Annotated in this window: 23 protein-coding genes; 19 read left to right on the top strand and 4 right to left on the bottom strand. The window is 28.2% G+C overall.

Annotation, left to right across the window (positions count from 1 at the left end):
- The first annotated feature begins 468 nt into the window (after positions 1-468).
- Genes ACRCZX_RS01480 through ACRCZX_RS01450 form a run of 7 tightly spaced genes read left to right on the top strand, consistent with a single transcriptional unit; the run spans position 469 to position 6,999 of the window.
- The gene (locus ACRCZX_RS01480; protein WP_438581172.1) at positions 469-876 is read left to right on the top strand and encodes a glycosyltransferase; all 408 of its coding nucleotides are present in this window, start codon (positions 469-471) and stop codon (positions 874-876) included.
- 24 nt (positions 877-900) lie between these two features.
- Complete coding sequence (locus ACRCZX_RS01475; protein ID WP_438581171.1) at positions 901-1,971, top strand: glycosyltransferase family 9 protein; 1,071 nt, start codon at positions 901-903, stop codon at positions 1,969-1,971.
- Positions 1,968-2,708, top strand: a complete 741-nt coding sequence (locus tag ACRCZX_RS01470; protein ID WP_438581170.1) for a lipopolysaccharide core heptose(II) kinase RfaY — start codon at positions 1,968-1,970, stop codon at positions 2,706-2,708. Before ACRCZX_RS01475 ends, ACRCZX_RS01470 begins: the two co-directional genes overlap by 4 nt.
- Entirely contained in the window at positions 2,708-3,772 is a 1,065-nt protein-coding gene (locus tag ACRCZX_RS01465) for a glycosyltransferase family 9 protein (RefSeq protein ID WP_438581169.1), read from the top strand. The genes ACRCZX_RS01470 and ACRCZX_RS01465 overlap by 1 nt, the downstream gene beginning before the upstream one ends.
- Complete coding sequence (locus ACRCZX_RS01460) at positions 3,769-4,983, top strand: glycosyltransferase (protein WP_438581168.1); 1,215 nt, start codon at positions 3,769-3,771, stop codon at positions 4,981-4,983. Before ACRCZX_RS01465 ends, ACRCZX_RS01460 begins: the two co-directional genes overlap by 4 nt.
- Positions 4,955-5,842, top strand: coding sequence for a glycosyltransferase family 8 protein (locus ACRCZX_RS01455; RefSeq protein WP_438581167.1), 888 nt, complete (start codon positions 4,955-4,957; stop codon positions 5,840-5,842). Before ACRCZX_RS01460 ends, ACRCZX_RS01455 begins: the two co-directional genes overlap by 29 nt.
- Positions 5,839-6,999 carry an O-antigen ligase family protein gene (locus tag ACRCZX_RS01450; protein ID WP_438581166.1) on the top strand — a complete coding sequence of 387 codons (1,161 nt, stop codon included), beginning with the start codon at positions 5,839-5,841 and terminating at the stop codon, positions 6,997-6,999. The genes ACRCZX_RS01455 and ACRCZX_RS01450 overlap by 4 nt, the downstream gene beginning before the upstream one ends.
- Positions 7,000-7,071: 72 nt before the next feature.
- Here ACRCZX_RS01450 and ACRCZX_RS01445 read toward each other — a convergent pair whose 3' ends face one another.
- From ACRCZX_RS01445 to ACRCZX_RS01435, 3 genes are all read right to left on the bottom strand, one after another.
- Positions 7,072-7,722, bottom strand: coding sequence for a hypothetical protein (locus tag ACRCZX_RS01445; RefSeq protein ID WP_438581165.1), 651 nt, complete (start codon positions 7,720-7,722; stop codon positions 7,072-7,074).
- 224 nt (positions 7,723-7,946) lie between these two features.
- Positions 7,947-8,171: a hypothetical protein gene (locus tag ACRCZX_RS01440; protein ID WP_438581164.1), complete on the bottom strand. Its 225-nt coding sequence runs from the start codon at positions 8,169-8,171 to the stop codon at positions 7,947-7,949.
- A gap of 28 nt (positions 8,172-8,199) precedes the next feature.
- On the bottom strand, positions 8,200-8,439 hold the full coding sequence (locus ACRCZX_RS01435; RefSeq protein WP_438581163.1) for a hypothetical protein: 240 nt from the start codon (positions 8,437-8,439) through the stop codon (positions 8,200-8,202).
- A 231-nt stretch (positions 8,440-8,670) separates the two neighbouring features.
- On the opposite strand from ACRCZX_RS01435, the gene ACRCZX_RS01430 reads away from it, so the two are divergent.
- Positions 8,671-8,976 (top strand): hypothetical protein, encoded by a 306-nt coding sequence (locus ACRCZX_RS01430; protein ID WP_438581162.1) that lies wholly within the window; start codon positions 8,671-8,673, stop codon positions 8,974-8,976.
- A 208-nt stretch (positions 8,977-9,184) separates the two neighbouring features.
- Here the strand turns inward: ACRCZX_RS01430 and ACRCZX_RS01425 are convergent, their stop codons facing one another.
- Entirely contained in the window at positions 9,185-12,949 is a 3,765-nt protein-coding gene (locus ACRCZX_RS01425; RefSeq protein ID WP_438581161.1) for an autotransporter domain-containing protein, read from the bottom strand.
- Positions 12,950-13,115: 166 nt separating this feature from the next.
- Between ACRCZX_RS01425 and ACRCZX_RS01420 the strand changes: the two genes are divergently transcribed.
- The 11 genes from ACRCZX_RS01420 to ACRCZX_RS01370 all read left to right on the top strand — a co-directional run bounded on the left by ACRCZX_RS01420 (position 13,116) and on the right by ACRCZX_RS01370 (position 24,215).
- The gene (locus ACRCZX_RS01420; RefSeq protein ID WP_438581160.1) at positions 13,116-14,030 is read left to right on the top strand and encodes a Wzz/FepE/Etk N-terminal domain-containing protein; all 915 of its coding nucleotides are present in this window, start codon (positions 13,116-13,118) and stop codon (positions 14,028-14,030) included.
- A 16-nt stretch (positions 14,031-14,046) separates the two neighbouring features.
- Complete coding sequence (locus ACRCZX_RS01415) at positions 14,047-15,897, top strand: polysaccharide biosynthesis protein (RefSeq protein WP_438581159.1); 1,851 nt, start codon at positions 14,047-14,049, stop codon at positions 15,895-15,897.
- The gene (locus ACRCZX_RS01410; protein ID WP_438581158.1) at positions 15,878-16,465 is read left to right on the top strand and encodes a ComF family protein; all 588 of its coding nucleotides are present in this window, start codon (positions 15,878-15,880) and stop codon (positions 16,463-16,465) included. The genes ACRCZX_RS01415 and ACRCZX_RS01410 overlap by 20 nt, the downstream gene beginning before the upstream one ends.
- Positions 16,466-16,477: 12 nt before the next feature.
- Entirely contained in the window at positions 16,478-17,029 is a 552-nt protein-coding gene (locus ACRCZX_RS01405) for a hypothetical protein (RefSeq protein WP_438581157.1), read from the top strand.
- Between the two features lie 80 nt (positions 17,030-17,109).
- A complete protein-coding gene (locus ACRCZX_RS01400) occupies positions 17,110-17,784 on the top strand; it encodes a sugar transferase (protein ID WP_438581156.1) in 675 nt (224 codons plus the stop codon).
- The gene (locus tag ACRCZX_RS01395; protein ID WP_438581155.1) at positions 17,784-18,674 is read left to right on the top strand and encodes an NAD-dependent epimerase/dehydratase family protein; all 891 of its coding nucleotides are present in this window, start codon (positions 17,784-17,786) and stop codon (positions 18,672-18,674) included. Before ACRCZX_RS01400 ends, ACRCZX_RS01395 begins: the two co-directional genes overlap by 1 nt.
- On the top strand, positions 18,671-19,882 hold the full coding sequence (locus ACRCZX_RS01390) for a glycosyltransferase family 4 protein (protein WP_438581154.1): 1,212 nt from the start codon (positions 18,671-18,673) through the stop codon (positions 19,880-19,882). Before ACRCZX_RS01395 ends, ACRCZX_RS01390 begins: the two co-directional genes overlap by 4 nt.
- A gap of 11 nt (positions 19,883-19,893) precedes the next feature.
- On the top strand, positions 19,894-20,919 hold the full coding sequence (locus tag ACRCZX_RS01385; protein ID WP_438581153.1) for a polysaccharide biosynthesis protein: 1,026 nt from the start codon (positions 19,894-19,896) through the stop codon (positions 20,917-20,919).
- A gap of 1 nt (position 20,920) precedes the next feature.
- Entirely contained in the window at positions 20,921-22,033 is a 1,113-nt protein-coding gene (locus tag ACRCZX_RS01380) for a polysaccharide biosynthesis C-terminal domain-containing protein (RefSeq protein ID WP_438581152.1), read from the top strand.
- 8 nt (positions 22,034-22,041) lie between these two features.
- Complete coding sequence (gene wecB, locus ACRCZX_RS01375) at positions 22,042-23,172, top strand: non-hydrolyzing UDP-N-acetylglucosamine 2-epimerase (RefSeq protein WP_438581151.1); 1,131 nt, start codon at positions 22,042-22,044, stop codon at positions 23,170-23,172.
- Positions 23,172-24,215 carry a glycosyltransferase family 4 protein gene (locus ACRCZX_RS01370; protein WP_438581150.1) on the top strand — a complete coding sequence of 348 codons (1,044 nt, stop codon included), beginning with the start codon at positions 23,172-23,174 and terminating at the stop codon, positions 24,213-24,215. Before wecB ends, ACRCZX_RS01370 begins: the two co-directional genes overlap by 1 nt.
- The last annotated feature ends 76 nt before the right edge of the window (positions 24,216-24,291 follow it).

Here is a 24,291-nt window from a genome sequence, read left to right as displayed (position 1 = left end):
TGAGAAAGTGGATTAAAGAACATTTTAAAAATAATAATTATAGCACAATTATAGATTTTGATATGAGTTTGTCAAAGTATATAGAAGAGATAAAAATTCCAGCGGTAGCATGGATTCATTATACATTCTCAGGAAAAACATCTAAAAAATTAAAATTTTTAAATAGTAGATTTAAATTTTATCAAAACATTGTAACTATTTGTGATGATATGAAAAATGAATTAATAGATCTTATGCCTCAATATAAAGAAAAAATTATTAGAATATATAATCCTATGGATTTTGAAACTATAAAGAAAAAATCAGAAGATTTATCAGATTTAGATTTAAATGATAAAAAATTATTAAAAGATAAATATTTTATAGGTGTTTCTAGATTAGTAGCGGGGAAAAATAGAATTGCTATGGTAGAGATATTTAGTGAATTAAAGAAAAAAGGACTTAAAAAAAAATTATATATTCTAGGTGATGGTGATGATAGAGTTAATGTCGAAAAAAAAGATAGAAGAACTTTATTTAAAAAAAGAGGTTTTACTTTTAGGCGAAAGAAAAAATCCATTCCCATTTTTAAAAAATGCAGAGTTGTTTTTACACACTTCAGGTGGAGAGGGATTACCGACAGTTTTTGTAGAATCAATGTTATGTAATACACCAGTTATAGCTTATGACTGTCCAACTGGGCCAAGAGAAATTTTAGATGATGGTAAAGCTGGAGGATTAATATTATTAAATGATAAAATTGCATTTGAAAATAAAGTGTTGGAAATTTTAAAAGATGGGGATTTAGAAGCTAGTATTAGAAATGAAATGAATGAAAAACTAAAAGAATTTTCATATGAAAATATAAGAGAAGAGTTGTTAAGACTATTTAGATAGATATTTTATTAATTGGGAGGATTTATGAGGGGATTTTTTATAAAATTGGTAGGAAGCAAAAAAAGAAAGGAATTTAAACCTGAAAATGTAAAAACTATACTTATTGGTGGAGGAAGAATAGGGGATATAATTGTAAAAACACCAATGCTAGAAGCACTTTCAAAATTAAATGCGGATGTAAAAATAGATATTAGTGTAATAAAAGGTGCAGAAAGTTTAGTCGAAAATATTCCTTATATAAATAAGGTTATAGTAGGTAATTCATATTTAAAAAAAAATAAGATATTTACTATCTTAGATAATTTAAAAGCATCATTAAAAAATAGAAAAAAATATGATTTGTATTTTGATTTTACAAATAATTGTAGATTTTTCCATATTTTATCATTAAAAATCTTATCTCCTAGATATTTAGTGGGGCGTTATAGATTAGAAAAGTTTGGAATAAAGAAAGATGAACTTAGTTTGTATGATAAATATGTAGAAGTAAATGAAGATGCTCATGCAACAGACATAAATATGGATTACTTAAAGCCAATCGGTTTGGATAAAGAAAGTAGAAAATATAAACTATATTTAGGAGAAAATGAAAAAAAGTTTAAAGATTATTTTGATAGTAATAAAATTAATATAGTAGTGAATCATAGAGCGAGTGCTCAAAAAAGAAGTTTTAATTATGAAGAGTTAAAAGAGGTGCTTATTAAAACATCAAAGTTAGATTCAGATATAAAACTGTATTTAGCAGCTATGCCAAGCGAGTATAAAGAGCTGAAAATCATTTTAGAAAATTTAGCTCTAGAAAATGTAGAACTACTTATAAAAACTAAAAGTATAGGAGAGCTAGCAGGAATAATAAAATATTGTGATATTGTGTTGAGTGTTGATACTGGAGTTGTTCATATAGCTTCTGTTTATAATAAACCTATAGTAGGAATATATCCAACAAACCAAGATAATTTTAAATTGTTTACGCCAAGAAGTTCAAAATATAGTATAGTAAGAGGTAGTGTACCAGGAAATACAATAGAAGGTTTTAATATAGATGAAACAGTACTAAAAATAGAGAAGTTTGTAAAAGAAAAGAGAGTAATATGATAAAAAAAAGTAGTTATAAAGATTTTAAAATATATTATAAAGTTGAAAAATACAAAGAGTTAGCAAAGAAAATATTAGACAAAGAATACCTTGTTATTTTTGAGTATAAGAATACAGAAAGAAATTATGTTGCCAAAATAGAAGTTAATGGTAGCTATTATGTTTTAAAATCTCCAAAAGCTGAAACTGTAATACCCCAAAGAAAACTTCAAACTATGTTTAAAAAAGGAGAAGCTTTAACAAGTTTTTTCAACATAGATTACGCGATAAAATCGGGATTAAATTTATTTATAGAACCTTTATCTGTTATGGTTAGAAGAGGAGTTTTTTTAAAAGAAAGTTTTATTTTAATGGAGTATGTAGAGGGTAAACCGATAAAAACCGCTGAAGAGATTGATGAAATTATGAATATAGTAGAAAAAATTCATAAAATGGGAATATATCATGGAGATTTAAACACCTCAAATTTTATAAAAGCAGAAGATAGTATAAAAATAATAGATACCCAGGCAAAGCGAGAAAAATTTTGGTATTTTAAAAGAGGTTACGATATTTTAACAATGAAAAATGATTTGTTAGTTTTAGAGAAAAAATATGAAGTTGAAAAAAAATATCGTGTAAATAGAGATTTAGGATACTCATTAGCATATTTTATAAAAAACTTTAAAAAGTTATCATTAGTTAAAAAAGTAAGAGAGATAAAAGTAAAGCTGAGAACGAAGGGGTGGAAAGTTTAGTGGATAAAAAAATCTTCAAAAAATCTTATATAATGGAGGGCGTTAATTTATACTTCATTCGTTTTATATTAGGATTTTTTAAAAAGAGGTTCTTTGGAGAGGGAAAAGTTTTAGTTAAAAGTTGTGATGGAATAGGGGATATTTTAGTAAGAACAGAACTTTTAAAAATGATAGAGGATAAGTATGGAAAAGAAAACGTATATGTAATGATGCAAAAGAGCTATGTATCTCTAGGAAATATGCTAGGTTATAAAACTATATCATATAGTAGAGAAAATAGAAAAAAATTTATATCTAGATTAAAAAAAATGTACGAATTAAATAAAAGTGGTTTTTCAACTTATATAAATGTAGAGTTCGCGAATGATATAACAGTTGGAAATCTTTATATAAAAGAAAGAATTGGAAGAAAGGACGAAAACTGGCAAGTTTCTAGAAATAATAAATATTATACAGAAAGTTACGAATTAAAGTCTGGTTATGTTATGAATCAAGTTTCTAGAATGGTTAAAGAAATTCTGAAAGTAGATTTAGATGCAAAAGAGTTAACTCCAAATATAAGAGAACTTTTTGAAATAGAGGAAAATGAAGTAGTCGTAGCTGTCGGTTCTACTGGAAGAGATAAAGTATGTTCTCCTAAGTTGATGGCTCAATACTTGAAAGAAATTCAAAAATACCTTCCAGAGAAAAAGATACTACTAGTAGGAAATGGAGATCTTCAATTTAATTATGCACAAGAATTATTGGAAATACTAGAAAATGAAAAAATTGAAAACTTAGTAAATAAAACATCAATAAAAGAGGTTTTTGAAATAGTAGCTAAAAGCTCACTGTTTATTGGCTTTGATTCTGGATTGTATAACTCTACATTTTCTTTAAGAAAAAAAGCGATTGGATTATTTAGAAATAAAAGTGGAGCTTTTATCCACGATGAAAATTGGCTTAAGATTTTGACACCATCAAAAGTGAGAGAGGATATCTTAGATAAAGAGTATCCTAATTTAGAGATAAATAGTATAACAGTAGAAGAGTTTAAAAAAGCCTTAAAAGAGGTATTAGCATGAAAAATTTAGTAATAAGAAGTGGAAGTTTGCGTATGGGAGGACTTGAAAGAGTCTTAATAGAGGTGCTTCAAAATTTAGATCAAATGAAATATAACATCTCTTTAATAATAGAGGACAATTCAGGAGATGAAAACATATTTTTAGATGAAGTACCAAAGTGGATAGATGTGTATTTTCTAAAACCAGAAGAACTTATACAAAAAACTTATTATCACCGTAAAAGAAAGAAGAATATATATAATAAAATTATGTATAATATTTTAATGGCAAAAGAACATAGTTTTGTAACGAAAAGAACAGTAGAGGTTTTAAAAGAGATCGAGTTAAAATATGGAGACGTAGATGTATTTTTAGATTACGATTGGGGAGCTAGAAGATATGTTGAGAAACTAAAGGCAAAAAAGAAATTAGTTTGGATACATAACTCTGTTCCAAAATTATTAAAGAAAAAATCTAAAATAGTTAGATTTGGAAAAAATTTAATGAAGTATGATAAGGTAGTTGCAATTTGTGATGATATGAAAAAAGAGTTGGAAGAGATATATCCATATTTAATAGGAAAAGTAGAAAGAGTTTATAACCCTTTTAATTTTAAAAGAATTTTAGATTTATCAGAAGATAAGAGTGATTTATCAAGAGAGGATAAAAAGCTTTTAGAAGATGATTATATAGTCGCTGTTTCAAGATTAGATACTGTTCAAAAAGATTATTTTACACTAATAAAAGGTTATAAGCTAGCTTTAGAAGGTGGAATTAAAGAAAAGCTATATATAGTCGGAGATGGACCAGATAGAAAAGAGATAGAGGAATTAATAGTAGAAAATAATTTGGAAGGTAATATAAAACTACTTGGAAAAAGAAAAAATCCATATTTATGGATGAAAAACAGCAAACTATTTGTGCATAGCTCAAAGTATGAGGGATTACCAACAGTACTTATAGAAGCTATGATATGCTCAAAGATTATAATTTCATCGGATTGCCCAACAGGTCCAGCTGAAATATTAAAAGGAGGGCACGCTGGAGCTCTATTTAAAGTTGGAGATTATAATAAATTAGGATCTATTTTAGAAAATATTTTAAAAGATCCAATACAGATTAAAAATTATAATAAAATTATGGAAAAGAGAGTATTGGAATTTAAGAGTGATTTTGTTATTAAAGAATATGAGGAGCTTATAAATGAGAAATCTTATTTTAATAATAAATGAAAAAAATAATTATGCTAGGCATTTAGGAGCAACATTAGTGTCTATTTTAAAAAATTCAAAAGAGAATTGGAAAATTCATATAATATATGAAAATTTATCAAAAGATAGCATGGAAAAAATATCTAAGATGGTAGAGCTGTCTGGATCTGAGTTAAATTACATTAAAATAGATAAAGATATACTGAATAAATTTAATGTTGGAGAGGGAACTCATTTAACATCAATAGTTTTTGCAAGATTATTTATACCAGAGTTTTTAAAATTAGAAAAAAAAGCAATTTATTTAGATTGTGATTTAATAGTTTTAAAACCTTTAGAAGAACTTTACGATATAGATTTAAAATATAAGTCTATTGGAGTAGTATTAGATGGAAAAAAAGATCAAGAGTCCAGTTTAAAAAGATTAAATCTAAACAAAAATAAAACTTACTTTAATGCAGGTGTTATGGTTATGGATTTAGAAAAGTTAAGAGACAATGGTAAGTTTTTAAATACAATAGAGTATTGTTTAAACCCAGATAGAGAGTTAGAGCTAAATGAACAAGATGCTCTGAATATAATTTTTGAAGCAGACTATTTTTCAGCAAATATAAAATGGAATTATACTCATGGCAATAGTGAAGAAAATAACCTTTCTTTAAATGAAATAGGGATAATCCATTTTACAGGTAATTCAAAACCTTGGGATTGTAAAAACTACTCTTCATATAAAAATATATACTGGCAATATTTAAGCGAAACCCCTTGGAAAGGATTTTTAGAAGAAAATAAAAGTTTTAAAAATATAATAAAAAGAGAAATAATAAAATTAAAGTTAAAAACTAGAAAAATAAGGTATTTATTAAAGGGGAAAAAGTGAATCAGAAAATAAAAAAGATAGATTTGGATATAGTATTTTATATAGTGTTAGGATTATTTTGTGTTCTATTGTTTATAACAACAAAATATAGTTTGAGATTGGGAAATTATGTTATTATTCCTTTAGGAATATATAAAGCTTATAGTAATAAAAAATATGAGAAAACAGGGTTTGAATATTTTATGCTAGCATTTATAGCGGCAATAGGATTAAGTTCAATAGGAGCTTTTGATTTTAGAAGTGTAAGAGATGAGTTTTTAGATACATTAACTATGTTGTGTGTATTTTTATCAATTTCTCAATTTAAAATAAAAGACGAACTTTTAAAATATTTGTGCTTAAGTGCGATAGTTGGTTATATATATAAAGTATCAATTTCTTATTTAGAAAGATTAGGTTACATAAAAGGATTGTATTGGGGTTCTAGAATAAGTGGTGGTGAAGAGGTTTGGAGATATGCACCAGTAATTACGTTTGGAGTTGTAATAACTCTTTGCATATTAATCTTTAGAAAAAATACTCTTAAAATAAATATAGCTTTAGTATTTATTTTTTTTATAGCATTAGAAGTTTTAATAAAAACTCAGAATCGTGGAAATTGGGTAGCGGTTATAGTTTGCTTTGTTTTAATGATGATATTAAAATTAGAAAAAAAAGCTATATACCCAATTTTAATCTTATCTGTACTAATGTTTGGAGTTAGTAAGAAATATAGCAATAATATTTATGTTAATAGATTAAATACAATTGTAAAAACTGGAGATCTTGGAAGAGTTGAAATTTGGAAAGCTTCAGCTCGAATATTTGAAAAAAATTTTATAAATGGAGTAGGATATAGTTATAAAAATTTTATAAATGCTGAAACTCCAGAAAAATATATTTATTTACCAAAAAATGGTATTGGTCATTCTCATAATAGTTCTTTATATGTTCTAGCAACGATGGGACTTTTAGGTGTAATATCTTATGTAGCTTTAACACTGAAATTTTTATGGTTTGCCTTTCAAAATAGAAAACTTGATTATGGAATATCATTTTTTATGATCTTATCAATTCAAATTTTTAGTTTTTTTGAAACACCTGTAAAATATCTGGATTTAACAGGAATTCAATTAGTTGCATTAGGAATTTTATATAACTTAAAAAATAAAAATTAGAAAAAAGGCACTTATAGCAAATAAAATGTCCTTGACATAGGGTCCACTTTAAAATATATAAGTGCCTTTTGATTATATCAATCGCTCTTTTAAATAATCAAAATAAAACTCGACTAAACTAGAATCATATTTTTGACAATCAGAATTAAATTTGTTTAGAGCTTCTTCGGGTTTTAAATTGGCTATTTTGAAGTAATCTAAATAGTAATCTACTCGATTTTCTAAAACTTTTTTCTCGTGCTCTAAATTTCTAGATTTAACTTTAAGAGACGAATTACTACGAAAGTTCCAACTACCACGTGCTGCTAAAATTAAACAAGAGTTTATACTGTTACAAAAACCATTCTGAAATTCAATTTGAACCCTATTATAAAGTTCATGAAACTCTTCTAAAGTCATATCTGGTTTAGATTTTAAGAGATTCGTTTTAGTCTTAGAATCTAGAATTTTATTCATAAGTAACTCTAAATCATCGTCAGGATCTATAGTTAGTTTAGTATTTTCTTTTTTTATAGTTTCTTTATTAGTATATACTTCATTCTCCACAGTTGGAAAATCCCGAGGTGGAGAGTTCCGTGAAGCGGTTTTAGGTGTATGTGAAATAAGGTTGGAATCTAAAGTTTCTATAAATGATTTTAAAACTGTACGATTGTCAGAAAAGAAAAAATCATTTTTAAGTTCACCCTGCTTTGCAAAAACAATAGGTTTTTTCAATTTAGCCATATAACCCGCAGCGATAAGCTCATTTATTAGTGCCTTTGTTTTGTCTGTACCAATCCCGAGCTCTTTTTTAAGAGAGTACGGATTTATGACCCAATTAGTGGGTTTTGACAGTATCAAAACCCCCAAGAGTCGGGCACATAGAGATAAATTTTTATCATTTAAAAAGTCATTGCCAACCGTTGTAAAGTGAGTTTTATGGGTATTTTTTAGAATATACTTCATAACTAAACCTCTATATTTTTAGAGTTCGTTTCATCAAAAATAATAGGTATTACAAAATGTTTTACAAAGTCAGGATAAATCACAATTTTTTTATGATTATTTTTAGATATATTTAATTCGAATTTCTTTATAATATAATCAACTTCCCCTTCTTTTTTGCAAAAGATATGCTCTAAATCAGTTTTATCGAAAAATATCTTATAAATACTTTCACAGAATTTTACCATATCTTCTATCACTTTTGGTTTAGATGTTTTATGTGCATCCTTTTTTTTCGATATCTATTAAAAAATTAAAAAATGGTTTTATAGCTACTACAATTAATCCTTTTTGTTTAAAATAAACTGTGTTTTCTGCTGTTTTAGATTTTTTTAACTTTTTATATAGAGTTTCTATTTTTATAGGTAAAACGTTCTCAATTTCTGATAATAAATAAAATGATCTTTGCTCTTTTAAAAACTCTATAAAACAATCCTTAGATGAATCATAAATCATAACTGCCTCACCCCAAATAGTTAATTAGATATATCTTTTCGGCCTTAAAATATAGTATAAAAAAATTCTTTCTAAATCAATGTTTTTTTAATAAAATCGTGAACACTGGTATTTGTTTCGAGAATTCATATATTCATGAAGACTAGGATTCTAGGTGCTGACTTATATTTTAAATTATGATATTCTTAAACTATCTCGAGAGAAAGAATAAAATTATAGGAGGAACAAATTATGACAGGAACAGAAGTGAAATATATTTTAGAAGCGGTTATTGCTAAAACAGAAAAATCGATTGAAAGAGAAAAAAGTGTTTTAAGAGAACTTACAGATGATAGATCTACTTTAATGTATATTCAAACTTTACAAGATGATGGAATAGAGCTTCCTGATAATTCTGGTTATGATTCTTATACTGATTGGAAAGATGGAATAGAAAAAGAGATTAAAAGTGGTGAAAACTCAATATCTAGAATAGAAGTTGAAAAAGCCGAATTAATTGCATTTAATTACTTTGTGGAAAATGCACCTGAGGTGTAAGCCTATGGTAAAACTATTAAAGATTGTATATATAGTGCTCAGCGTCGCTGGGATGGCGATAACTGGAAACAATACCCTAGTATTAAAAAGCATAGGTACAAAAATAAACAGCTTATCAACTCCCAAAGTAACCTCACACTCACAAATAAATATAAATTAAGAAAAAGCCTAGGAAATTTTCCTAGGCTTTTTCTTAATTTATATTTATTTAGTATCTATATCCTATACCAGCTCCAATACTCCAACCTTTTCTACTGTTATGACTATCTACACCTTCTCTAATACTACTATTTTCTGAAACTTTGAATGAATATTTAGTATTTACATGGAAAAGAATTCCTTTTTCATTTTCAAACTCATATCCAGCTCCAATAGAGTATGTATTTTTAACTTTACTAGGTACTAACAAATCAAAGTTATCTCCATTTTTCATATAAGCAGTTAGATATTGATCGTCAGCTTCTTTAAGGATTCTATTGTATTCAGCTCCTAATTTTAATGCGCTTTTTCCACCTTTATGTAAAAATTCTTTTTTTAAGTCGAAACCAAGGCTACCTTCAACTACACTGAAACTTTCTGAGTTTACATTGATAGAAAGAGCAGCGTCTTTTTCTTTTATAGAATCTTGGCTTATATTTGTATAACTTAATTTTACTTTTGGAACTAAGTAGTAACTATTTCCTAAAGAATAGTTGTATCTACCACTTAAATATAAATTTAATCCTTTATCATCATAGCTTTCACTATACGAGAAACTTTGTAAACTATTACTTGCAACTCTTTTAGAATCATAGTTACTAAATTGATAACCAATTCCTCCTAAAATTCTTAAATCTTTTATATCTTTTTTGAAATATGTTCCAATATAAAATGCATTTCCATCTAAACTTGAATGATTAGAAATATCAGTTTTGTTATTACTTCCTCCTAAAATACCTCCTAGAGAAAGAGAGCTGTCTAAACCATATTCAGCTAGAGAGTATGCACCAGTTATTTTATTATCAGCATCCACACCTGTTCCTTTAAACTGATGGTAGTTTTTAGTTTCATAGCTATTTTTCAAGTCGATATTTTCATGCAGTAATCCACCGTATATCATCCATTTTTTATCTCTAGCTTTAAACGGATTTTCAATTAGTACATCCGAGTACATATTCATAGATTCTCTTGCTAACTCGTTTGAGAATGAATAAGGTGAGTTACTATAGATTTCATTTAAAAGGTGTAATAGATTCTCAAAAGCAATATTTCCAGAAGTTGCTGTTAAATTAATAGAATCAACATTATATGCATCTGCAATAAGACTTCTATATATTTTATTTAACTGGTTGTAATTAATAATTTTAGGAGTTTCAGGTTCGGGTTCAGGTTCGGGTTCAGGCTGGGGTTTTGGTATAGTTATTAAATCTGGATTTAATGTTACAACGATATCACCAGAGACTTTTAGAGCATCATCGATTTTAACTGTCGCACTATGAATAATTGAATCGGTTTTTAAGTATAGGTTTTCTTTTGAAGAATCTAAAAAAGTTGATCCAGAAGTTTCAGCAACTCTATTAGCTTCAGCTGAACTCATAGCAATAACTCCACCAGTTCCCAATCCATTTGTAATTATATTTAGAGTTCCTCCAGTTAGAGGAGCGTCATCTCCTTTATACTCTTCTAAAGAACTTCCAGGAGCGTGTGCTTCTGTTGTTATAGTTTTATTTCCAAGACTATAAAGAGCATGACCTATAACTCTTCCTAGGCTGTCTTTTTGTGTTGGATCTATTCTAAGATTTAAATTACTTCCAGCTTTAATAACAATATTTGTATCTCCTGAAATTTTAGCGGTTTCATAAAGAGTTACAGCACCTTTTACATCAATATTTTCAAAACCATCTATTTTGTTGTATATAGCTAGGCCTCTATAATCACCATAGTCAACGATTCCATCAGCATTTCCGTCGTGATTGTTTAAAGTACTATTTAAATCGTTTGTACCATCACCTAAAGCTAGTATATCAACACCTTCTCCACCATATAAATTTCCATTTATAAGAGTTCCATTTGAAACAGCGAAACTATCATCTCCAGCTTCTAAATTCACATCACCATTTATAATAGATTTATTACCAGAGATAAGAATTGTATTGTTTCCAAGATCGCCTTTTATAACAGCTATGTTATTTTTAAGCCCACCACCATTAAAAATAACATCAGTAGCATTTAGAGTTTTTTCTGCATTTAAATAAACAGCAGAGTTATACCCATTTATTATTGAATCGCTTAAAACAGTATTTTTATCAACGTTTAAAGCTCCAGCACTAGAACTCGCTCCATTTATTACGAGTGCAGAAGTTTTAGCTAGTTCACTTGAATTTAAAACAGCTTCAGTTCCAACAATAGTTCCGTTTATAATAGTTTTGCCATCAGCTGTAACTCCTTCAGTTCCATTCTGAAAAGAGAGAATAGATCCAGAATTATGAACGATTACGAGTAGTCCTTTGTTATTTAAAGTTCCATCTGAATCTACAGAACCAGCAATAACTCCATAGTTTTCAGTTGAAAGATTGTTTCCATAAATTCCTTTATTACTTCCTGCAATTAATCCATAGTTTTCAATTATAACCTCGTTGTTTGTAGAGAGTAATATTCCATTTCCATTTGGATTATCAAATATCATTTTAACATCTGAAGAGTTATAACTTGTAGTTGAGTATCCAGAAAGAACTCCTTTGTTTAATATACTTTTAACAGATATACCAGAACTCATATAAGCATCACCAAATGCAGCAAAACCATTTCCAGAGATTGATGTATTATTAGCACTAGGTTTATCTATATTTTTACCAGAGATAATACCACTATTATCTAAACTACCTAGCGCTAAAGTATAAATATCGCCACCATCAATAACGTATCCATAACCTCTTTGAGAACCGATTAAAACACCGTTTCCAGATGAATCAGTTGAGTAGTTAGAGTTTTCATCAACTTCAAGATAGTTTGAAGCGGTTTCACCAGTTATAGTTCCAGAGTTACTTATAGATTCCACATCTAAAATTCTTCCTGTTATTTTTACACCATTTCCAACAGACGATTTTAGTATAAAATCAGAAGCTAACGTTTCTGTTTTACCAGAAATAACACCCTTGTTTTCAATGTTAGAGATGTTAACATCGATGCTACTAAATCCATTTCCAGCACTTCCTGTGAAAACATTTGTAGGAGATTCACTAGAGAAATTACCACTTATAACTCCAACATTTTCTACGGATGTTTTACTAGAAATAGTATCGGTAAACTGATTAAAAATTAAAATACCATTTCCAGATTGATATGCATTAACTGAACTATTGGAATTTTCAAGATCAGTTATATCTACTTTTGCATCTCCAGAGATAATTCCAATATTCTTAATTTTACCAATCTCAGTAGTACCACCACCTGATAATATTCCGTTACCATTTGAGAAAGATACAATTTCTGATTTAACCGCTCCTTTTACAACTCCTGTATTGTTTAAATTTTCTATTAGAATAACCGTTTGTTCTAGAGGTTCTATATCTAAACTTTGAATAGCTCGGCTACTTCCAAAATTAATTCCATTTCCATTTCCACCAATACTGTTATACTTTTCTTCACTTGATTTTAAAAAGGTCATATTTCCAGAAAGAGTTCCAGAATTATTGAATTGAGAAATAGTCGCAGTTTTTAGTAAAATAGCTCCATTGCTTTTTAAAATAGAATCTGTTGATTCAGGAGTTCTAGAAAGTTTAATATCAACAAGACCATCATTCTTAAATGATGTTGTTTCAGAATTTAATAAAATAGTTTCAGTACGAATTTCATTTTGTTCGATTCGAATCTCTTCTCCAAAAGCAAAAGTTCCACTTATTAAAAAACATACTATTGAACTTAAACTTAAAGAAACTTTTTTCTTTAGGTTTCTTTTCAATAGTTTTTCTACATTTTGAAGTCCTCTTTTCAAATAAATCACTTCCTTTTTTTATTTTTTAGCATTACTAATTTTATATATAAACTATTTATTCTCATTTTTTACAAAAAACCTTTTATATATATTAATATTTAACTTTTTTTCTATTAAAAAAAATGATATAATGTTTTGAGAAAAATGAGGAAAAATAGGGGGAAGAATGAAAGAAAATTTACAAATCGTTCCTAAAAAATACGAAGATGATGAAATTGATCTTTATGAATTAATTGAAATCATGGTTAGGCGTAAAACTACAATAGTTTTAACTACAATTTTATGCACAGGACTAGCATTAGGAGCTGCACTTTATGTTAGAGGGAATAAGCCAGATTATTTAATTAAAAATATTGTGCTATTACAAGAAACATTTAATTTAAAAGGTGTAAACCTTATAGATGTAAATAGTATACTTTTACAAGATAAGAATGTAAAAAAGCTATTGGAAAATGATTCTTTAAGGGCAGAGTATTTAAAAAGAACATCAAAAGAGTCTCAAAACACAAATAGTGAAAGAAAATTTTTGAAAGAAGTTTTTAATGTAAGTAAAGATGAAAAAAATCCGAATGTAGTAACTATAAAAGCTGAACTAATAGGAACAGATTCTAGCACTAGAAAAGTTATAGAGCAATATATAGATATTATAAAATCAAGTGATAATATTGCAGATGTAATAGCTAATGAAAAAGTTATTAAAACAGACGAGTTAGCAAGAGCAGAAAAAGAGATTAAAGCTATTCAAGATGAAGTGCTAGCTATATTTAAAAATGATAGTGATTTAAGAGCTTTAAAAGCCGAAGAAAAAGCTTCGTTTTTAAATTTTAAATATCCAGCTGTTATGTTAAAAAAATCCGAAGCAGAAAAAAATTATAATTTATACTCAAATGAGTTGATAAGATTAAATAACTTAAATTTAAGATATGATAGCGTTAAGAGTACTAGTGATATTTATCTTGAAGAAGGTAAAAGTAAAGCAAAGCTAATTCTAGCGGTAGGAGCTATATTAGGAGTTTTCTTAGGAGTTATGCTAGCTTTCTTAAAAGAGTTTGTGGATGGGTATAAAAAAAGATACAAATAATAATAGGAGGCTAAAGGTGTTTAAAGAAAACATGATAACTGAGCTATTTTCTAATAGGAGAAATATAGTAAAGTTAGGAATAGATTTAGCATCAGTTTTTTTAGGAATTTTTTTAGGAATTTTAGTAAGATTTGAAGATAAATTTTTAGATAATATTCATAGCAGCTATTACTTAGTTTATGGTAGTGCGTATTTTATATTTTATCTATTAAGAAAAAATGGACTAAAAAGCTGGAGTTATACAAACTCTTTAGATGTGTTGAACTTAACTTTCACAAATATGCTAGCTTTATTAACTAGTTTAGTATATTATGCATTGTTTCGTGAACCATACTCTAGAACAGTCATAATTGTAGGAGCACTATTAGTTTTGATGTTACAACTATTATGGAGATTTTGCTTTAGATTAAACCGATCATATCGTCTTGTTCTTGGAAAAACAAAACCAAGGATGAATACATTGTTATATGGAGCTGGAGATGCAGGAGTTGCACTATTGAGAGATGGTCTTAGTAATCCTAATTACCCATACCATATAACCGCTATAATTGATGATGATAGACGTAAGCGTGGAACATATATAAATGGTGTAAAAGTTTATGGAGATTTTTATGATTTGTCAGATGTTGTAAAAAAACAAAGTATAGAGATGGTGATTGTAGCTATACCAACTATAAAAAGAGAGCGTATTAAAGAGATAATAGAGCTAACAAAGTGTTGTAACAGTGTTAAGGTGAAAATCTTACCTAGTATTGACAATATTTTACAAGATGAAAATATAGCAAATCAAGTACGTGATGTAAGCATAGAGGATTTGCTTGGTAGAGATGAAGTTTTAGTAAACGGAGCTAATATTAAAGAGATTATAGAGGATAAAGTTGTATTTGTAACTGGTGGAGCGGGAAGTATTGGTAGTGAGCTAGCACGTCAGATAGCTAAATATTCTCCGAAAAAACTAATATTAATAGATCACAATGAAAATGATTTATACTTTTTAGAGCTAGAACTAAAAAGAAGTTTTAAAGCTCTCGACTTGCAGGTTGAAATTGCTAATATAAGAGAAGCTGATAAAGTAGAATTACTTTTCAAAAAATACCTACCAAATATAATTTTCCATGCTGCTGCTCATAAACACGTACCACTTATGGAGCACAACCCAGAAGAAGCTGTTAAAAACAATATTTTTGGAACTAAAAAAGTTGCAGAAATGGCAATTAAATATTCGGCAGAAAGATTTGTACTTATATCTACAGATAAAGCTGTAAATCCAACAAACATAATGGGAGCTACAAAACGAGCTTGTGAACTTGTTGTAGAATATATGAATGGTAAGAGTGATACTAAATTTATGGCTGTAAGATTTGGTAATGTGCTAGGAAGTAATGGATCGGTTATACCAATTTTTAAAAAGCTTATAAGTGAAGGTAAAAACTTAACATTAACTCATCCCCATATAACAAGATACTTTATGACAATTCCAGAAGCAGCTCAACTTGTAATAGAAGCTGGTTCGTTAGGTAAAGGTGGAGAACTATTTATACTCGATATGGGAGAGCCTGTTAAAATAATAGATTTAGCAAATACTATGATAAAGCTTAGTAATGCAGATATAGGCGTAGAGATTGTAGGCTTACGTCCTGGTGAGAAACTCTATGAAGAGTTGCTCTATGATGTTGGTGCTGCACTAAAAACAGAAAACAACAAAATCTTTATTACAGCTATAGATTCTATGAACATAGATTTAGAAGGTCATCTAGAGAAGTTAGCCGTGGCAGTTAAAAACCCAGTTAAAGATGAAATAAAAGCATGCATGAAAGAGTTTGTAAAGACTTACAAGGAGGTAAAAGATGAAAAAGCATCCAATTAAATTAGAAGGTCTTTGGACAGAAGGATATAGTTTAGATAAACATGTCGAATCTAGTATTTATTTAGGTGAAGATATCTACGGCAATTCATCATTTGACACTAAAAGAACTTTTTTAGGAGAGTTGATGTATCAATTAAAATATAACTATGATTTTTCAAAAATTGAAGAAATAACAGATATAGCTGTAGAGTTTCTTCAAGATGATTGGAAAATATTAAGTGAGATTGATAGGATACTTCCAGTTCCTTCTAGTAAAAAACGTAAAACACAACCTGTTTATCAAATAGTTAAACTTTTATCTGATAAAATAAATAAGCCTCATTGTTCCGATTTTTTTGAAAAAATTTCAACAGAAGAAATAAAAAATCTATCCGAAGATGAAAGAGAAAAAGTTTTAGAAGATGGTGTGAAAAAGAAAAGGGAACTATTAAAAAAGGCTTCGATTTTGATAGTAGATGATTTATATGATACAGGAGCATCATTAAAAAGAGTAACACAATTATTACAAGAAGATGAAAACATAAAAAATATTTATGTTCTGACTATCACAAAAACTAAAAGAAGTTAGGTGGTGTAGAAAATGAAAGTTTTTATTGCAGGAGCTATAAAAATTAAAGAATTAAAAAAAATAGTAATTGAAAAATTAGATGGAATAATTGAAAATAATTTTGAAGTCTTATTAGGAGATGCAGAAGGTATTGATAGCTCTATACAAAAATATTTTAAAAGTAAGAATTATAGAAATGTTGAAATATATTGTACGAATAGAGAAGTTAGAAATAACTTTGGAAATTGGAAAGTTATAAGTGTTTTTGCTAAAGATAATGAAAGAGGTAGAGCTTTCTATACTGTAAAAGATAAAAAAATGGCAAATGATGCCGATATTGGGTTTATGATATGGAATGGAGAGAGTGAAGGAACTCTTAACAATATGATAAACTTATTAAAATCTCATAAAAGAGTTTGTTTATTTTTAAATAATGAGAATAAATTACTTTTATTAAAAGAAATTAAAGATTTAGAAAATGTAATTCTTTCTACTAATTTAAAAACTGTATCACTATATAAAAAATTGTTAAAGAAATATAGTTTCCAAAATAAAATAGAAAATGAACAAATGAAGTTGATTTAGATAATGGTGATATAGAAGAGATCTTTAGAATTTAAAAACTATAAATTTCATATAACAATACGAAGTAGAAAGGAAGATTGATGAAAAGGTTATTTGATATAGTCGCAGCATTTTTGGGACTAACATTTTTTCTACCACTTATGATAGTTGTAGGAATAATAGTTAAAATAACGTCGCCTGGACCGATACTGTTTTCACAAAAGCGTCTTACTAAGGGTATGAAAGAGTTCAGTATCTATAAGTTCCGTAGTATGACGACGAATAAGGTTAGAGAGAAGAATACAGTTCAGATTAAAGGTAGCTCGAGCGAAATAACACCGATTGGTAGATTTATGAGAAAAACTAAAATTGACGAACTACCACAATTTTGGAATATCTTAATTGGAGATATGAGCTTTATAGGTCCAAGACCAGAGTTACCAAGACGTTTAAAGTATTATGGCGAGCGAGAAAAAAAGATCTTCGCTCTACAGAGTGGAATATCATCTCCAGCAAGTATAGTTTTTTCAGATGAAGAGTACTTAATGGACTCGGTAAAAGACCCTGAGAAATTCTATATCCATGAAATAATGCCGTATAAAATAGAGTTAAATCTTTATTATACTGAACATGCAACATTTTTCTATGATATTTGGATCATCATAGCTACGTTATTAAAAATAGTTAATAAGGTTAAAAATGAAGATGTTGTTAAGGATAAAGAGCTACTCTCAAAAAAATTAGAGATTGTAGCTAAAATAGGGGTGGAGTATTAATGAATAAGAAAACACTGCTAATAACAGGTGCAAGTGGATTTATTGGAAGTAACTTTATTAAAAAGTACGAGCACGAATACAATATAATAAAAACGTGTTTAATAGAGAAAACTCCAGAAGAGTTAGATTTAACGGGTGTAGATACAGTTTTACACTTAGCTGCCTTAGTTCATCAGATGAAGGGTGCACCTGAAAAAAAATACTATGAAGTTAACACAGAACTAACTAAGAGATTAGCGGTAAAAGCTAAAGCTGCAGGTGTGAAACACTTTGTATTCTATTCTACAGTAAAAGTTTATGGATTTGACGGTGATTTAAATAATCATGATTTTGTATTAACAGAAAACTCACCTTGCAATCCGAATGATCCTTATGGCGATAGCAAGTATAGGGCAGAAAAATTACTGAGAACGCTAGAAGATGAAAACTTTAAAGTTGCAACTATAAGACCTCCTATGGTTTATGGAGAGGGAGTAAAAGGTAATATGCTCAGTTTAATAAAGCTAATAAACAAGTTGTCGATTATACCTTTTGGATACTCTAAAAATAAGAGAAGTATAATCAGTACAGAAAACTTACTCGCTATGACACACTTAATAATTCAGAATTCTGCATCTGGAATATACTTAGGAACAGAAGGTATTCCAGTATCTATTAGGGAGATAGCAACTTCTATAGAAAAAGGATTGGGTAAAAGCAGAATAAATATAACTCTCCCAACTATAATTTTTAAAATTTTATGCAAAATAAAACCAGATATAATGGTGAGACTATTTGGAACTCTAGCCTTCCAGCAAGAGGACAACTACAAGGAAATAGGCTACAAAGCTGAAGCTAGTATGGATGATGAAATAAAGAAGATGATAGATAAGTTTGGTGGGAAAGGATGAATATATTATTTTTATATTTAAGACATTCTGAAAATCCAACAGATTCAACATTAACTAAAGATATAAGTGATGAATTCTATAAAAATGGTCATAATGTAAAAGTTGTAACTTTATTAGAAAGAAAATACAACAAAGAAACAGAACTGAAAATGGAAAATGGATATTCAGTGTTAAGAGTTAAGACAGGAAATTACTTTGATTCTGTAGGTAGAATAGAAAAAGGGATAACAGCTTTAACAATGCCTTATACTTTAGAAGTAGCAATTAAAAAATATTTTAAAAATGAAAAATTTGATTTTATATATACTCATACTCCATTTATTTCAAATGCAAAATTGGTAAATAATTTAAAAGAATATTTTAATTGTAAATCTTGTTTACATTTATGGGATATTTTTCCACAAAATGCAAAAGATATAGGAATGTTAAATAATAAGTTTTTATTAAGAATTTTTGAAAATACTGAACAAAAAATGTATGATGCTTTTGATTATATAGGATGTATGTCAAAAGGAAATTTAGAATATATGAAAACTAGAGATTCGAAGTTTAGTTCTGATAAGTATTTTGTTTTAAAAAATTGGGCTCAAATTAAAGACTTACCAATTTTCAATAAAAAAGAGATAAGAGAAAAATATGGATATCTTGAAGATGATTTCATAGCTATTTTTGGTGGAAATATGGGTAAACCTCAAAAGTTAGAAAACATATTAGAGTTAGCTAAAAAAGTTTTACAAAATTCTAATATAAAATTTTTGTTTATAGGCAAAGGAACAGAAAAAGATTTTTTACAAAATAAAGTAGAATCTGAAAATATAACTAATGTAAAATTCTTAGATTATATTCCAAGAGAGGATTATGAGCTAATAACAGCTGCATGTGATCTTGGAGTAGTAAGCTTAGATGAAAGATTTACAGTTCCTAATTTTCCATCTAAAACTACTGATTATTTTAAACTGAAGCTTTCAATACTAGCATCTTTAGACAGATGTGCATCGAAAGATTATGGTGATTTTTTACAGAATAAAGTAAAAGGTGGATTATTCGCAGAAGCTGGAGATACAGAAAAATTATATGAACAGCTATTAAAGTTAGTAGAAAATAAACCTTTAAGATTAGAGCTAGGAAAGAATGGAAGAAAATACTATGAAGATGAGCTAGGAGTAGATAAAGCTTATGAAACTATAATGAAAAATATTAAAAAATAGGAGATGGAATCATGTTTAAAGATAAAACTCTACTTATAACAGGTGGAACAGGGTCATTTGGAAACACAGTACTAAAAGGATTTTTAAACACAGAAATAAAAGAGATTAGAATATTCTCAAGAGATGAAAAAAAGCAAGATGATATGAGAAAAATTTATAATAATCCAAAACTAAAGTTTTATATTGGAGATGTTAGGGATGAAAACTCTATAGCTGATGCTATGAGAGGAGTAGATTATGTTTTCCATGCTGCTGCATTAAAGCAAGTTCCATCTTGTGAGTTTTATCCAATGCAGGCTGTAAAAACAAATATAATTGGAACAGAAAATGTTCTGAATGCAGCAATTGCTGCAAGAGTAAAAAAAGTAATTTGTTTAAGCACAGACAAAGCTGCTTATCCAATAAATGCTATGGGAATGTCTAAAGCTATGATGGAAAAGGTTGTAATAGCAAAAGGAAGAAATCTAGGAGAGCATGAAACAACTATCTGTGTAACTAGATATGGAAATGTAATGGCTTCTAGAGGATCTGTAATTCCATTGTTTATAGATCAAATGAGAGCTGGAAATCCAATGACATTAACTGACCCGAATATGACTAGATTTATGATGAATTTAGACGAAGCTGTAGACTTAGTGCTATTTGCATTCGAGAATGGTCAGAATGGAGACCTATTTATTCAAAAATCACCTGCAGCAACTGTAGATGTACTAGCTAAGGCTATAAAGAAGTTATTTAAAAAACCAGAACATGAAATAAGAATTATTGGAACTAGACATGGAGAAAAACTTTATGAAGTTTTAATGACTAAAGAGGAAAAAGTAAGATCAATAGATATGGGTGGATATTTCAGAATACCTGCTGATGGAAGAGATTTAAACTATTCTAAGTTCTTTGAAGATGGTGAAGAGGTAATAACAGAAGCTGACGAGTATAACTCACATAATACTGAAAGATTAAGTGTAGAAGAGTTAGCAGGATTATTAATAGATTTACCAGAGATTCAAGATGAGTTAAAAGAGTTTGGAGTCAAATAGTATGAAAAAAATACTAATTACAGGATCGAATGGATTTATAGGTAAAAATTTAATTGAAAGATTAAATCGTACAGAGAATGTAGAAATTTTAACATTTGACATAGAAAACTCTATCAATGATTTGGAGAGGGATATAAAAGCTGCTGATTTTATATTTCATTTAGCTGGAATAAACAGACCAGAAAATCCCGAAGATTTTTATAAAGGTAATAGCGATTTAGTTGGGAATTTAGTAGCTATACTAGAAAAAAACAAGTTAAACACACCAGTATTAATAACATCGTCAATACATGCTGACAAAGATAACGACTATGGTAAGAGCAAATTAGCTGGAGAAAATTTATTAAAAGAATATTCTGAAAAAACTAGTGCAAATGTATATATATACAGATTACAAAATGTATTTGGTAAATGGTGTAAACCAAATTATAACTCTGTTGTAGCAACATGGTGTTATAACACTGCTAACAATATAGAACTCGTAGTTAATAGCAGAGATGCAATGATAGAATTTGTGTATATAGACGATGTTATAGACTCTATTGTTAACCATTTAGATTTAGAGAAAAAGAGTGTAGAATTAAACTATACTGTATCTAAAACTTACTATAGAACATTAGGAGAGGTAGCAGATTTATTAGAGCATTTTAAAAACAATAGAAAAACATTAACGCTACCATCTGTTGGAGTTGGTTTTGAAAGAGCACTATACGGAACGTATTTATCATACTTACCACAACATAAGTTTTCTTATGAATTAACTGAACACAGTGACGCTAGAGGAAGTTTTGTTGAAATATTAAGAACTAGAGATAGTGGACAGTTTTCAATATCAACATCAAAGCCAGGAGTAACTAGAGGAAATCATTATCATAATACTAAAAATGAAAAGTTTTTAGTAATAAAAGGTGAGGCTACTATTAGATTCCGTCAGATATTCGGTGATGAAGTAATAGAGTATCCAGTTTCTGATAAAAAATTAGAGGTAGTTGATATACCAACAGGTTATACTCATAATATAACTAACACAGGTTTAGAAGATATGGTACTCGTACTATGGGCTAACGAGCAGTTTGACCAGCTTAATCCAGATACATACTATTTAGAAGTTTAGGAGAGGTTATGAAAAAATTAAAGGTAATGACTGTTGTAGGAACTAGACCAGAAATTATTAGACTTGCAGCGGTGATAGATAAGTTAGAAAAGTCAGAGGCAATAGATCATATAATTGTTCATACTGGACAAAACTATGACTATGAGTTAAATGAAGTTTTCTTTAGAGATTTTAATATGAGAAAACCAGATTATTTTTTAGAAACAGCAACTGGTAGGGCAAGTGAAACAATTGGAAATATTTTGATTAAGATGGATTCATTGTTAGATGAAGTTAAACCAGATGCATTTTTAGTATTGGGAGATACAAACTCTTGTTTGGCAGCGATAGTTGCTAAAAAGAAAAAGGTACCTATTTTTCATATGGAAGCTGGAAACAGATGCTTTGATCAAAGAGTTCCAGAAGAAACAAATAGAAAAATAGTTGATCATACTGCAGATATAAACTTAACTTATAGTGATATAGCAAGAGAGTATCTATTGAGAGAGGGATTACCAGCTGATAGAATAATTAAAACTGGAAGTCCAATGTTTGAGGTTATCAATATGAAGCTGAAAGATATAGAAGCTTCTGATATCTTAGAAAGATTAAGCTTAGAAACTGGTAAGTATTTTGTAGTATCAGCTCATAGAGAGGAAAATGTTGGTTCTGATAAAAACTTCTTGAATTTAGTAGACAGTTTAAATGCAGTAGCAGAAAAATACGAGTTACCAATTATAGTTTCGACTCATCCTAGAACTAGAAAAAGAATAGAAGAGTTAGGAGTGCAATTTAATTCGTTAGTAAACTTAATGAAACCACTAGGATTTAATGACTATGTTAAGTTACAAAAAGAAGCTAAAGCTGTACTTAGTGATTCTGGAACTATAAGTGAAGAGTCTTCAAATTTAGGGTTCCCAGCATTAAATATTAGAGAAGCTCATGAAAGACCAGAAGCTATGGAAGAAGCATCAGTTATGATGGTTGGACTCGAAAAAGAAAGAATAATGCAAGGTTTAACAGTATTAGAAACTCAAGAATCAACAACATTAAGAAAAGTAGCTGACTACTCTATGCCAAACGTATCAGATAAAGTTTTAAGAATAATACTCTCTTATACTGATTATATTAATAGAGTTGTATGGAAGAAGGAAGTTTAATGAAAATACTACTAATATCTCCATTACCACCTCCAGCTGGAGGAATAGCAACTTGGACTACAAGATATTTGAATTCTGATGAATCTAAAAAAAATCAGGTTAATTTATTAAATACAGCTGTTCAAGGAAAAAGAATTAAAGAACTCCAAAACAAAAATCTATTTGAAGAAATAAAACGAACTTTAAAAATATTAATTGAATTAAATAAAAAATTAAAAGAAAATCCAAATGTTGTACATCTAAATACATCTTGTGGGAAATTTGGATTAATTAGAGATTATATTTGTTCTGAAATTATAAAAAAAAATAAAATAAAATTAGTAACACAGTACCATTGTAATATTGAGGATATGATAAATAGCAAAATTTCTAACTTTTTTTTAAATAGTTTAGCTAAAAATACAACCATAAATTTAGTATTAAATAAAAATTCAAAAGTATATTTAAAACAAATTTCAAAAAAAGATTCAATAATAATTCCTAATTTTATTTCTGAAGAAAATTTCGAAAAGTTATCAAAAGGAAGAATATTAAATAAAGAGATAAAAATAATTTTATATACAGGTCATTTAGTGAAAACAAAAGGTTGTGATGAAATATTAGAGGTTGCAAAAAAATTCCCCAAAATTAAGTTTATATTAGCTGGAAATATAAAAGAAGAATATAAAAATATAAAAAAGTCTTTAAATGTTCAATTTTTAGGTGAATTAGACCAAGAACGAGTATTTTCAGAATTAAAAGAAGCGGATGTATATTTATTTCCAACATATACAGAAGGATTTCCTAATGCTCTTTTAGAAGCCATGAGCTCAGGATTACCAATTATAACAACTCGAGTCGGAGCAATTGTTGATATGGTACAAGACAAAGGGGCCTTACTGGTAGAAGCAGGTAATGATGAACAGATTTCAAATGCTATAAGCGATTTAATCCAAAATATAGAAAAAAGAAAAGAAATGAGTAAATTTAATATCCAAAAAGTGAGCGAGTTTTATCTTCAACAGACAGTATTGAATCAGTTATTTGAAATATATAAGTTATAAAGATTCTAGATTATAAAAAAAAAATTTTAGAATAAATAAAATGGCATTAAAATGAAATAAAAAATATAGAATAGAT

The sequence above is a fragment of the Cetobacterium sp. genome (assembly GCF_051658645.1).
Taxonomy (GTDB): Bacteria; Fusobacteriota; Fusobacteriia; order Fusobacteriales; family Fusobacteriaceae; genus Cetobacterium_A.
This window is presented reverse-complemented; position numbering and strand designations above follow the sequence as displayed.

What these genes read in the sequence shown, in the direction of transcription:
- ACRCZX_RS01480 (WP_438581172.1), top strand. Translation starts at nt 469, where the DNA reads ATGGTGATGATAGAGTTAATGTCGAAAAAAAAGATAGAAGAACTTTAT.
- ACRCZX_RS01475 (WP_438581171.1), top strand. Translation starts at nt 901, where the DNA reads ATGAGGGGATTTTTTATAAAATTGGTAGGAAGCAAAAAAAGAAAGGAA.
- ACRCZX_RS01470 (WP_438581170.1), top strand. Translation starts at nt 1,968, where the DNA reads ATGATAAAAAAAAGTAGTTATAAAGATTTTAAAATATATTATAAAGTT.
- ACRCZX_RS01460 (WP_438581168.1), top strand. Translation starts at nt 3,769, where the DNA reads ATGAAAAATTTAGTAATAAGAAGTGGAAGTTTGCGTATGGGAGGACTT.
- ACRCZX_RS01455 (WP_438581167.1), top strand. Translation starts at nt 4,955, where the DNA reads ATGAGAAATCTTATTTTAATAATAAATGAAAAAAATAATTATGCTAGG.
- ACRCZX_RS01445 (WP_438581165.1), bottom strand. Translation starts at nt 7,722, where the DNA reads ATGGCTAAATTGAAAAAACCTATTGTTTTTGCAAAGCAGGGTGAACTT.
- ACRCZX_RS01440 (WP_438581164.1), bottom strand. Translation starts at nt 8,171, where the DNA reads ATGGTAAAATTCTGTGAAAGTATTTATAAGATATTTTTCGATAAAACT.
- ACRCZX_RS01435 (WP_438581163.1), bottom strand. Translation starts at nt 8,439, where the DNA reads ATGATTTATGATTCATCTAAGGATTGTTTTATAGAGTTTTTAAAAGAG.
- ACRCZX_RS01430 (WP_438581162.1), top strand. Translation starts at nt 8,671, where the DNA reads ATGACAGGAACAGAAGTGAAATATATTTTAGAAGCGGTTATTGCTAAA.
- ACRCZX_RS01420 (WP_438581160.1), top strand. Translation starts at nt 13,116, where the DNA reads ATGAAAGAAAATTTACAAATCGTTCCTAAAAAATACGAAGATGATGAA.
- ACRCZX_RS01410 (WP_438581158.1), top strand. Translation starts at nt 15,878, where the DNA reads ATGAAAAAGCATCCAATTAAATTAGAAGGTCTTTGGACAGAAGGATAT.
- ACRCZX_RS01405 (WP_438581157.1), top strand. Translation starts at nt 16,478, where the DNA reads ATGAAAGTTTTTATTGCAGGAGCTATAAAAATTAAAGAATTAAAAAAA.
- ACRCZX_RS01400 (WP_438581156.1), top strand. Translation starts at nt 17,110, where the DNA reads ATGAAAAGGTTATTTGATATAGTCGCAGCATTTTTGGGACTAACATTT.
- ACRCZX_RS01395 (WP_438581155.1), top strand. Translation starts at nt 17,784, where the DNA reads ATGAATAAGAAAACACTGCTAATAACAGGTGCAAGTGGATTTATTGGA.
- ACRCZX_RS01390 (WP_438581154.1), top strand. Translation starts at nt 18,671, where the DNA reads ATGAATATATTATTTTTATATTTAAGACATTCTGAAAATCCAACAGAT.
- ACRCZX_RS01385 (WP_438581153.1), top strand. Translation starts at nt 19,894, where the DNA reads ATGTTTAAAGATAAAACTCTACTTATAACAGGTGGAACAGGGTCATTT.
- ACRCZX_RS01380 (WP_438581152.1), top strand. Translation starts at nt 20,921, where the DNA reads ATGAAAAAAATACTAATTACAGGATCGAATGGATTTATAGGTAAAAAT.
- wecB (WP_438581151.1), top strand. Translation starts at nt 22,042, where the DNA reads ATGAAAAAATTAAAGGTAATGACTGTTGTAGGAACTAGACCAGAAATT.
- ACRCZX_RS01370 (WP_438581150.1), top strand. Translation starts at nt 23,172, where the DNA reads ATGAAAATACTACTAATATCTCCATTACCACCTCCAGCTGGAGGAATA.